At 43.3% G+C, this 11,901-nt stretch carries 8 protein-coding genes; 7 read left to right on the top strand and 1 reads right to left on the bottom strand.

Annotation, left to right across the window (positions count from 1 at the left end):
* Nucleotides 1-4: 4 nt before the first annotated feature.
* Nucleotides 5-904: a helix-turn-helix domain-containing protein gene (locus OQX62_RS10160; RefSeq protein WP_265831388.1), complete on the top strand. Its 900-nt coding sequence runs from the start codon at nt 5-7 to the stop codon at nt 902-904.
* Between the two features lie 87 nt (nt 905-991).
* A complete protein-coding gene (locus tag OQX62_RS10155) occupies nt 992-1,786 on the top strand; it encodes an SDR family oxidoreductase (protein ID WP_265831387.1) in 795 nt (264 codons plus the stop codon).
* An 83-nt stretch (nt 1,787-1,869) separates the two neighbouring features.
* Here OQX62_RS10155 and OQX62_RS10150 read toward each other — a convergent pair whose 3' ends face one another.
* Nucleotides 1,870-2,565, bottom strand: coding sequence for a flavin reductase family protein (locus OQX62_RS10150; protein ID WP_265831386.1), 696 nt, complete (start codon nt 2,563-2,565; stop codon nt 1,870-1,872).
* 146 nt (nt 2,566-2,711) lie between these two features.
* Here OQX62_RS10150 and OQX62_RS10145 point away from each other — a divergent pair, with 146 nt between their 5' ends.
* The 5 genes from OQX62_RS10145 to OQX62_RS10125 all read left to right on the top strand — a co-directional run bounded on the left by OQX62_RS10145 (nt 2,712) and on the right by OQX62_RS10125 (nt 11,839).
* Nucleotides 2,712-4,256, top strand: a complete 1,545-nt coding sequence (locus OQX62_RS10145) for a cryptochrome/photolyase family protein (RefSeq protein ID WP_265831385.1) — start codon at nt 2,712-2,714, stop codon at nt 4,254-4,256.
* A gap of 65 nt (nt 4,257-4,321) precedes the next feature.
* Complete coding sequence (locus OQX62_RS10140) at nt 4,322-5,926, top strand: DUF6377 domain-containing protein (RefSeq protein ID WP_265831384.1); 1,605 nt, start codon at nt 4,322-4,324, stop codon at nt 5,924-5,926.
* A 199-nt stretch (nt 5,927-6,125) separates the two neighbouring features.
* Entirely contained in the window at nt 6,126-9,131 is a 3,006-nt protein-coding gene (locus tag OQX62_RS10135) for a SusC/RagA family TonB-linked outer membrane protein (protein WP_265831383.1), read from the top strand.
* 11 nt (nt 9,132-9,142) lie between these two features.
* A complete protein-coding gene (locus OQX62_RS10130; protein ID WP_265831382.1) occupies nt 9,143-10,873 on the top strand; it encodes a RagB/SusD family nutrient uptake outer membrane protein in 1,731 nt (576 codons plus the stop codon).
* 180 nt (nt 10,874-11,053) lie between these two features.
* Complete coding sequence (locus tag OQX62_RS10125; RefSeq protein ID WP_265831380.1) at nt 11,054-11,839, top strand: alpha/beta fold hydrolase; 786 nt, start codon at nt 11,054-11,056, stop codon at nt 11,837-11,839.
* Nucleotides 11,840-11,901 lie beyond the last annotated feature (62 nt).

Genomic DNA, 11,901 nt, shown 5'->3' with positions numbered 1-11,901 from the left:
TCAAATGGTCGGATTAGAAACTATAGATGATTTTTACAAAGGGCAGTTCACTGCAATTCCAGATCGCTTCAAAGCAGAGATAGGTCATTTTAACGTGTTCAAGTTCGATGCAGTGAAAGACTGTGGTTTAAAACCCGTTCCTTATAATATCAGGGCGTATTTCAAGATTTGTTTCATCGTTGGAAAAAATACCGTCCATTCTTCTGATAAAACAATAAATATCGAAAAACAGGGATTACTGTTCGGTAACCCACAGGTGCCATATAGCTGGCAGCATCTAAGTGAAGAGCAGTATGGTTACTTTTGTATTTTCACTCCTCATTTCTTCCACCATTTTGGTAACCCAAGTGAATATGCCGTGTTTAAACCCGGTACGATACCGGTGATGGAATTAAATGATGAGCAAGCCAAAAAAGCGGAGGAGCTGTTTGCAGATATGTATGCCGACTGGAATAGTGATTATTTGTATAAATATGACAGGATGCGTGCGCTGGTGTATGAACTCTTACATTTGGCCATTAAAACACAACCTGTTAAAAGTTGCCAGCGCAATTTTTCCAGTGCTTCGGAAAAGATTGCCACACAGTTTCTGGAATTGTTGGAACAGCAGTTCCCTTTAGCGGATAATGGTACTCCGCTACGGCTGCGCTCTTCGTCTCACTTCGCTGAACAGCTTTCTGTTCATGTGAACCACCTCAATAAGGTGTCTCAGGAGGTATTGCATAAACCGACTTCAGTGATTATCCAGGAAAGGATTTTGCTGGAAGCTAAGATCTTGTTGAAACATACTACTAAAGCTGTTTCCGAAATAGCTTTTGATTTAGGCTTCAAAGAGAAGACCCACTTTAATAATTTTTTCAAAAAATATAGTCAGTTAAGTCCAACGCAGTTCCGGATGATTTGATTTTTGTAACAACAGCATTGTATTTCGTTACCGCTGTGCGCTTTTGGCGGCGACATTTGCTTTATAATTTTTAATACAGCAAAAAGAATGGAAAATACGCAAAATTACAACCAGGACCTTACGGGTAAAAGAGCGCTGGTAACAGGAGGAACAAAAGGTATAGGGAAAGCAATTGCAGACAGGCTAGCACAGTCAGGAGCTCGTGTAATCGTCACCGCCAGAAATAATCCAGCAGACAGCGACAATAAACATCATTTTATCGCAGCAGATTTAACACAGCCAGAACAGGTGTTGAAATTGACGCAGGAGATTGACGAACAGTTTGGTGGAATTGATATCCTGATCAATAATGTTGGGGGATTAACTACTCCCGGCGGTGGCTTTAGCACCTTGAGTGATCAGGATTGGGAGAATGAATTGCAACTGAATTTGATTGCCGGAATACGGCTAGACAGACTGTTGTTGCCGACAATGCTAGAACAGAAAAACGGTGTAATCATTCACATTTCTTCAGTAGCTGGTAAACAGCCTTTATGGAACCTGAATATGGCTTATGCGGTTTCGAAAGCGGCTGTGAATAGCTATAGCAAAGCATTGGCATCAGAACTGGCCAGCAAAGGTGTACGTGTTTTAACCGTATCTCCGGGAGCGACAAAAACGCCACCGATGGAAAAGTTTGTCGAAGATTTCGCTGCATCCGCAGGAATCACTGTTGAACAAGCGTTTGAGCAATTATTATATCAAACAGGTGGTATTCCTATGGGTAGAATGGCTGAACCTCAAGAGGTGGCTTCACTCGTACATTTCCTGGTATCGCCAGCTGCAGCTTATCTTACAGGAACAAACTATGCAATAGACGGTGGTTCATTGCCTGTCGTATAAAAGATACAGGTGAGCAAGATTAGGTTCTGCTAAATAATCCTGTTGTATTGGAAAATCCATTTTCCAATACAACAGGATTATTACTAAACTTTCAACAAAGGATTTATAACTTTTAAACTACTCTTTGCCCGATCTACGTCCGGACTACGATATAAATCCTCAGGTATAGATGATAAGGTTGAACTATGGACCTGTTCCCCCAGACCATAGAATTGCTGAAAGCTCATGATCAGCGGTCGCCATTTATTCGGGTCAACACGATTGGAGTTTCCCTCCATCAAAATGAATTCATCCAGATAAACACGTTGAACGCGTAGTTCCATCGTCACTAATCGCCCATGTTGCTGATCATCTTCATCTGCAATTCCGTGCCATTGTTCCATTACAGCTTCCATCTGCACAGGGCATTCTGCCACTCTGGGAGGGTTAACTGTTTCCGAGGGTACAGGAGTGAGCTGGGCACGATTAAACTTATCAGCCTCATACGTGTATCCTTTCTGCGCTTTCCCCGGGGGCACCGGAAAAGAACCGGTAATAAGAGCCAGGTGATTCACGGCAGCGGCCTGATGAATAGAAGGCAGGTTTAAAACGCATTCGCCAGTGCGACGAAGATTTTCGGTCGTTTTGGAGAAATTGGAGATGCCGATAATAGCGCGCCAGCCTAGCCAAAAAATGGAAGAAATGGGTGCAATATTATAGGTTCCATCGCTGTTGGTTGTGGTAATTAACACTACTGGTGTGCCGAAATAAAGAATTGATGGTTCACTAATTTTGTGCATATACATATGGATTGGTGAGCAAACCTAGCGTATTGGTATAACCTGTCATACCCGATTCTTGCGGTATGATTATGTACAACTGCCAATATCAGGAGCTATCAGAAACACTATAGCGTCATCAGTGTTAATGGTAAGACTGGATTTATATGGAAAAAAAGTATAAGGTATTAAGATTGCTATTGGGCGATCAGCTCAATTCACGGCATTCATGGTTTGCACATCAGGATCCATCGGTTCTATATGTAATGATGGAAATACGTACGGAAACAGATTATGTTTGGCACCATATCCAGAAAGCCTGTGCTTTTTTCGCTGCTATGGAAGGCTTCACTGAAACGTTGAGAAATGATGGACATGATACTTTATATATCAAATTGGATGATCCTTCAAACAAGCAAAGTTTTGCCGCAAACTGCGATGGGCTGCTTAAAAAATACGCTATCGGGAAATTTGAATATCAGCTGCCTGATGAATACAGGTTGGATGAAGAGCTGAAAGCATACTGCAAGAAGCTTGTAATTCCCTTTCAGACCTTCGATACCGAACATTTTTATACAACCAGGGAGGAGTTAGGAACATTTTTTTCGGGTAAAAAAGGACTGCTGATGGAGAATTTTTATCGCGAGATGCGTAAGAAGCATGATATTCTGATGGTAGCTAAGGAACCTGTAGACGGTAAATGGAATTTCGATGAAGAGAACCGAAGTAAATTACCGAAGAACCATAAACCTTATGCACCCTTATTATTTAGCAATAATGTAAAGTCACAATATGACCGTATCGCAGGAGCAGGCCTGAAGACTATCGGAGTCGTAGATCCTAAAAACTTTTACTGGCCGGTCAATCGTCAGCAGGCGCTGGAACTGCTGAAATATTTCACTGAATTCTGTCTGCCGCTTTTCGGTACTTTCCAGGACGCAATGCACTCGGATGAATGGTCGGTTTATCACTCCCGTCTGTCTTTCGCGATGAATACCAAAATGATTTCCCCAAAGGAAGTGATCGCTGCTGCATTGATGGCCTGGGAGCAGGATAAAAAAGCGATCTCAATTAATCAGCTGGAAGGTTTCGTCAGGCAAATCCTGGGCTGGCGGGAATATATGCGGGGTATTTACTGGCTGAAGATGCCGGAATTTGAAACGATGAACTATTTTGATCATCAGCGGAAACTGCCGGATTGGTACTGGACGGGAAAAACGAAGATGAATTGTCTGAAACACAGCATTGATCAGTCGCTGCAACATGCTTACGCACATCATATCCAGCGACTCATGGTTACGGGCAATTTCGCCTTACTGGCAGGAATCAAGCCTGATGAGGTCGATTTCTGGTACCTGGGAATTTATATCGATGCCATCCAATGGGTAGAAATCACGAATACCAGAGGGATGAGCCAGTTTGCTGACGGAGGAATCATTGGGTCAAAACCTTATACCGGAAGCGCAAATTATATCCATAAACAGAGTAATTACTGCGACAAATGCCATTACGACCGCAACACCAAAACTGAACAAAACTCTTGCCCGTTTAATAGCCTGTACTGGGATTTTCATGACCGTCATCGCAGCAAACTGAGTCATAACCACAGGCTTTCTATGGTCTATCGCTTATGGGATAAAATGGCTGCGGATGATAGGGAGGCTGTTTTGCTGCGGGCAAATTATTGCCTGGAGCATGTAGAGGAATTATAATTTTATTCCAAACTTTAAATAAAGGTCAATTGAGTTAGCTTTGTTTATCCTAAACAAGCTGCTGTATGAAAACGCGTTTACTTTTTATCATATTTGTCTTATTTTTTCCTTATTGTACTTTTTCATCTGTTCCTGCTGATAGTCTGCTGCGGGTGCTTAAAATAGAACTCGCACGCAAGGGTAGATATGACCGGCAGATGGAAAGTAAAATATCCGGACTGCGACAAGCATACCGTAATTCACCGGCTTCGGCATTACATAAAAAATATGATATCACTATAGCGCTCTTTGACTTGTACCAGGATTACCGCTTCGATTCTACTTTTCATTATGCACAACGACTGGTTGAGTTGAGTATAGATTTACATGATGATAGAAAATTGGCGGAAAACCGTCTTAGGTTAGGGAAAACGCTGATTAGTTCGGGTATGTTTAAAGAAACTTTCGACAATCTCCGGGAAACCAATCCGCGTTTGCTGGATCTTAATGCTAAGAAGTTTTACTATATATTGTATTCCTGGGCATATTCTGACCTGGCCAAATACAATAGCGATCGCTTTTATGCACCTCAGGATCTGGTTAAAAAGTTTTTGTACCTGGACTCGGCGATTGCATTGACACAAGCGGGCAGCTTTGAACGGCTGATTCTGGAAGCGCAGCGAAAAGAAGGAACGCTTCCACATCCCTCCGTATATTACGAAAAACTTTACAAAAGGAAACTTTCTCTGCATGAAGAGGCAATGGTGGCTACGGGTTTGAGCAGATACCGCCATGGGGAGGAAAAAATACGGCTGCTGACTATCGCGGCAATTAATGACCTTCGGACATCTACCTATCGGGCTGAGGCACTGTTTTCCTTAGGCAAAGCATTGTATGAGGAAGGAAAAATTGAAGAAGCGTATTATTTTTTGAAGCAGGCAATGGTGCAGGCAAATACATTTGGTTCGCGGATGCAGCAGTATCAGGTTGCACATCTGTTGCCCAAAGTTGCGGCCGGGCGGGAGAGGATAACCGAGCGGGAACGGGAGCGCTTTCTGATCTATACAGTGTGTATTCTGGTTTTAGCGGTAATTGCCACCCTGATTGGTTTTATCATTTTTGTACAGCTCAAAAAAGTGCGGGCTGCACAGCGGGTGATCAAAGAAAGTAACGACATGCTAGCGGAGAAAAATAAACAATTGTGGGAGGCCGGAAAGATCAGGGAAGAGTATATCGGGTATTTTTTCAGCGAGTTATCACGCTATATTATCAAACTGGATAAATTAAAAAGAAATGTACAGCGAAGGGTAAAGTCGGGCAATATAGAAGAGGTCCTTAACATACTGGATAAAGTAGACATTGGTCAGGAACGGACCGAACTCTTTAAAACTTTCGACCAGATTTTTCTTAAACTCTTTCCGGATTTTGTAGCTGCAGTGAATTCCATGTTTGAAGAGAAAGACCAGATGAAGCCCAGAGCTGCCGGAGCACTCAGTCCACAGCTGCGCATCTTCGCGCTGATGCGTTTAGGCATCAGCAAAAATGAAATGATTGCAGCGATACTGGAATACACAGTGAATACAGTTTATACCTATCGCTTCAGGGCAAAGTCGAAAGCACTGGTTTCCGGAGGTGACTTTGAGCAGCAAATTATGGGCATTCAACTCAATGCTGATGCTCATTTAACTTAGATTTTTCAATACTTCGTGTTTTTCAATCTATTTTAAATCAGGCGTTTGTGTTTTTATTGGTTTAGATTTTTAATAAGTCCATAGAAGTTCACTTGCAATTGAACTTTAAGCGGAGTTATTTGCGTGCTAAATAAATCGGCGCGCAGATACAATTCTGCTGCCAGATTATATCTATCCAGTCAAACCAAATTAAACAAGTATGTACAAGAAAATTTTACCTTATCTAAGTATAGTGGTACTTTTCCTGATGCCCGCGGTTACCGTCTTTGCGCAAACCAGAACGGTCAACGGTAAGGTAACGGATGCCTCTGGCGGATTACCCATTGGGGGGGTAAGCGTAACGGTTAAAGGGACAACCGCAGGCACCACCACTGATGCAAATGGTCAGTACAGTATTGCTGTCCCGGCTACAGCCCGACAAATCACTTTTACCTTTATAGGTTTCGCTTCCAGGACCGTGGATCTTCCTTCAGGAGCTACATTGAACATTTCGCTGAGTGAAGCCAGTAATGACCTTAACGAAGTTGTAGTGGTCAGCGTGGGTTATGGTACGCTCGATCGCCGGGAAGTATCCAGTTCTATCACGCATGTATCTGCAAAAGATTTATTGCAGGTGGCGGGCAATAACCCATTGATGTCACTGCAGGGAAAAGTCGCTGGGTTAACGATCAGCAATACTGCAACGGGAGACCCAAATTCCAGTCCGAGTATACAGCTCAGGGGAGTGTCCTCACGTAATGCCGGACTTGGCCCACTATATGTCATCAATGGCGTTCCGGGAGGAAATATTGATAACATCAATCAGAATGATATCGAAAGTATTGATGTATTAAAAGGAGGTGCTGCTTCTGCCATCTATGGTACAAGGGGCGGAAACGGAGTAATCATTATTACAACCAAAAAAGGCGGAACGCAGTCACGTATGTTCTATGATGGTTATGCCAGTTTCGACTATGTTACTAACCGGCTGGAGAATTTGTCAACAGAAGAGTTTATCGCAAACCGCGTGCAAAACGGCAAAGGACAGAATTATGGTGGAAATACCAACTGGCTGGATGCGGTGACTAAATCTCCGGCTTTCGCTCAAAAACATACCCTGCAATTGTCGGGCGGCTCTGCAAAAACGAATTACTTCGCTTCTGCTGATTATCGTGATGCAGGTGGTATCGATCTCCGTGCACATAAAAAGGAATATGGGGGAAGAATAAGCCTGAACCATACTACTGACAACAATGTGTTTGTGGCTACATTGAACATCGCGCCGCGTAACATGATAGTTAGTAATGCGGATCAGGGGAATTTCAATAATGCCCTTACCTTAAATCCTACTTACCCGATTTTCAATGATCAGGGCAAATACAACTATATCAACACAGGTTTCTTCTCTAATAACCCGGTTGAAAATGGTAACCTGATCAAATCTGATGCAGAAATTAAGGAGCTGGATATTAATGGATCATTAAAAATGAATATCCTCGATAACCTGAGTACTACAGTGACACTGTCACAAATCAGCCGCTCAGCGAGGAATATGAACTTTTCGCCATCTACGTTATCGACTATTGTGCAGGCAAACAAAACTACACAAACCAATTTCGCCTCGCAGGAACAACAGGAGAACGACCAGAAGAATGTGGAGTGGACTGGTAATTATAACCTGAGTATCAACCGTCATCACTTTAAAGTGCTGGGAGGATATTCATACTCGGTATTCAATTATAAACAGTTCAGATCACAGAACTATGATTTCCCTTTTGATGCTTTCGGCTGGAACAACTTAGGGTCAGGATTGTATAACGGCGGTGCGGCAGGGCAAGGTCAGGATGCAGTAAGTTCTACCCAAAACGGCTCGACGCTGATTTCATTTTTTGGCAGGTTAAACTACGACTTTGATAACCGTTATATTTTTACCGCCAGCTTGCGGCGTGAAGGATCCTCTAAGTTTGGTGCCAATAACAAATGGGGTAATTTCCCTGCTGTGTCCGGTGCATGGCGCGTTTCTGAGGAGAGCTTCTTCAAAGGTAAACTGCCATGGTTCAACGAGCTTAAAGTGCGTGCTGATTACGGTATAACCGGTAACCAGGATTTCGACAGCTACCGGTCACTGCTGCTTTATGGCAGTGCAGGTTATTTCCCGTTTAATGGAGAGTGGTATCAGGTATATGGCCCGTCCTCAAATGTTAATCCTGATTTGAAATGGGAGCGTGCAATCAACTTTAACGCGGGTGTCGATTTTGCTTTGTTAGACAGCCGTCTGAGCGGATCACTGGATTATTACATCCGGACTAATAAAGATTTGCTGGGCAACTATCGGGTGCCATTACCGCCTAATTCTCAGACTGAAACCTTTGCGAACGTAGGTACGATGAAAAATTCAGGTCTGGAATTAACTTTAAGTGGTGCGGTAGTTAAAAATAACGATTTCAGTTATAATGCCACACTCGCGTTTTCCTACAACAAGAATAAATTTGTTTCCTTTTCAAATGATTTATATGAAGGCGGAACCTTCCAGGACGTAGCAGGTCTGCCTTCTCCGGGTTCGCCGGGAAATATACAGCGGATTGAAGAAGGCCGTAGTATCGGCGAATTTTTTATGCTGCGGAATGCAGGTGTGAGTGAAAATGGTGCACTGCTGGTTTATAAAAAGGATGGCAGTATTATTCAGGCCAACGAAGCTTCGCCAGACGATCGCCAGTATGTAGGGAACGGCTTGCCCAAATATGTAGCTTCTATGGGGCATAATTTTCAATATAAACGTTTCGACCTGAATATTTTTTTGAGGGGGACTTTCGGATATAAGGTGTTTAATACACCAGCATTTTACCTTGGAACGCCCGCCAGTCAGCCGGACGCAAATGTCCTCAAATCTGCGTACGACAGTAACAGCAAGTATTCAAAGCTGACGAGCGACCAGACGCTGTACAGAACTTCGGATTATTACCTGGAATCTGGGGCTTTCGTTAAGATTGATAACGTATCGCTGGGTTACACGCAACCGCTGAAAAGCAAATACATGAAGTCGGTGCGTCTGTATGCGGTAGGACGCAATCTCCATACTTTTAGCAAGTATTCCAGTGGTGATCCTGAACTGATCAATATCAACGGGATGACACCCGGGATAAAACTTGATGGTCAAAACAACCCGACTTTAAATTATTACCCATCAACATTGCAGATGATTTTTGGTTTGCAGGCAACATTTTAATGTACAGAACAATGAAGAAACACAAGAAATATATAAGTGGTTTATTGCTGGCAGCAGTTTTTGCCGGCAGTTGTACCAAACTGGATGAGCGTGTATACGATAAGGTAGATGCAGGAAGTTTTCTTACACGCCGCGAAGATGTGATCAGGGATTTTTTAAGGCCTTTTGAACATGGTTTCTGGAGTATTCAGGGCAATGATGTGTATGCCGTCGGTGAGGACAGCTCGGATGAAATGGGTACTTACAACCGGCAGGGCGACTGGCAGGACGGCGGCTATTATCAGCGGATGCATTACCATACATGGACGCCTAATGATGGTTTTACCAACGGGGCATGGACCAATTTTTATCAGGGTATTGTGCTGGCTACGAACTCGTATCAGGATATGGAAAGTATCACAGACCCGGCTAAGCTCAGTATTACTGCCGCGGAACTGGAAGATTTCAAATCTGAACTACGTACCTTACGTGCCTGGTTTTACTTGAGAGCTTTTGATTTTTACCGGAACATCGAGATCATTACAGATGTAAAAAATGCGACTCAGGGTAATCCGCAATCGACTCCGCAGGAAACATTTGCCTATATTGAAAAGGAACTGCTGGAATCTATACCTGGTTTACCAATGCGTGAAGCTTTGGGCGCTAATGGTATCGGAAGATGGACAAAAGCCGGAGCAGCATCTTTATTGGCAAGGCTTTACCTCAATGCCAAAGTATATACTGGTATTGATAAATCTGCAGAGTGCGAGGTGGTTTGCCGTGATATCATCAGTGGTAAATATGGAAGTTATGCATTGGATAACCGATGGGATGCACCTTTTGATTATACCAATAACTCGCTCAATTCTGAAGTGATTTATGGATTTCCGGGTACGCTGGCCCGTACACACTGGCACTACGATGGGGGCATGTTCTTTTTTGGAATGCCTTACGATGCCGCACCGCTGTACTGTGGATTTACGGATTTTGGTCAGGCTAATCCAAAATATGCCTTGCAGCCGGGGCGTGATGTAGATAGCGCAGAGTACAACTTTCAGTTGGGAAAACCATTTGTGAAGTTTCAGAAATATCCGGACGACCTGCGTTTAAAAAAATACCGGAATCTGGGTGGCAGTAAAAGAGAGGGTATGTTTTTATACGGCTACCTGCCTTTTAACCGAACAGTGAATGGTAACAGCGTTCCGGACACCGTTAAAGGGAATAAAGGTCCTTATCCCTTGTATATCCGCGATCAGGTGGGTATGTTCCTTGGTGCTAAACCTGGCACTAAGATTAGTGATAAGGAGTCAAACATGAACCATGCTGATCATAACTCAGGTGTCTTTTTGATGAAGTATCCGCTGTATCCTACACCAGATGCTAACCGTATAACTTCTGCCTATGCGGAAGTGCGTTTGACAGAGATTTACTATACACTTGCGGAATGTTTATACCGTAAGGGTGATAAACCAGGAGCTGCAGCTTTACTCAACCAGGTGAGGCAACGTAACTATCCTGCTGGTTCACCTAGTCTGTATACGGCAGACGGTAGTCAGCTGAACGATCAGGAAATGCTGGATGAATGGGGTAGGGAATTTATCGGGGAAAACCGACGGAGAACTGATCTTATCCGCTGGGGTGTATTCAGCAAAGGAACCTGGTGGGATAAAAAACCAGATGCAGATACGCATACGGAGATTTTCCCGATCGGGTTAAATACCCTCTCTGTGAATCCGCAGTTAAAGCAGAATCCCGGCTACTAGATGGAGCTTTAATAATCATGAATTAATCATACGGCCTTTCCATATCTGGAGAGGCCGTTTTTTTTTTAACCGATTCTGTTTTAAAATAATCACACGATATTAACCTGGGTTAAGTTGATCAGCCGGTGAGGTCCGTAGGTTTGTCTTGTCAAAATGAATTGACATCTTAAATCAAAGGAAATGAAAAGTTTATTTATTGCAATGGCTGCAACTTTATTTGGAATAACAGCGATGGCTCAAAAGAGCAACAAGCCGACAATCGTATTGGTTCATGGTGCATGGTCGGATGCAACGGCATGGAAAGAGGTAACACCAGTATTGGAAGCAAAAGGATTCAACGTATTAGTGGTCAATCTGCCGGGTCATGGAAGTGATACTACGCCATTTACGTCAATTACCTTGCAATCGTATGTAGATGTTGTTAAAAAAGAAATAGGCGACCATAAAAATGTAACACTGGTGGGACATAGTATGGCGGGAATGGTGATCAGTCAGGTTGCTGAGGATATGCCAGGCAGTATTAAAAAGCTGATTTATCTCGCTGCTTATTTGCCTGAAGATGGACAAAGCCTGCTGGATCTGGCTAAAACTGATGCAGACAGTCATGCGGGGAAATTCCTGCACGTGGATCAGGCCACCGCGTCAGCTGCCATACATAAAGATGGAGTAGTGGATATATTTGTGGCAGACGCCCCTAAAAACATACAGGACAAATTTGCAAAGGGTGTACAGCCGGATCCTGTAATACCATTCACCTTACCGGTTAAACTATCTGCAGCACGTTTCGGTGCTATCGAAAAGGTTTATATCTACACCACCAATGACCATGCACTCAGTTATGCTAAACAGCAGGCGATGGTTAACAATGCACAGGTAAAAAAAGAATATATCCTGAACAGCAGCCATACGCCATTCATCTCTATGCCAGGCAAGGTCGCGGCAATTCTGATCAAAGAAGCAAAATAACAACCGGTAACCAGCGTAAGCAAATCCGGGATCCTCCGCAGCTTATCATCTTAAAAACTTAT

It is taken from the genome of Pedobacter sp. MR2016-24 (assembly GCF_026239655.1).
Taxonomy (GTDB): Bacteria; Bacteroidota; Bacteroidia; order Sphingobacteriales; family Sphingobacteriaceae; genus Pedobacter.
Note: the sequence above shows the minus strand (reverse complement) of the source record. Positions and strands in the feature narration are given on the sequence as shown.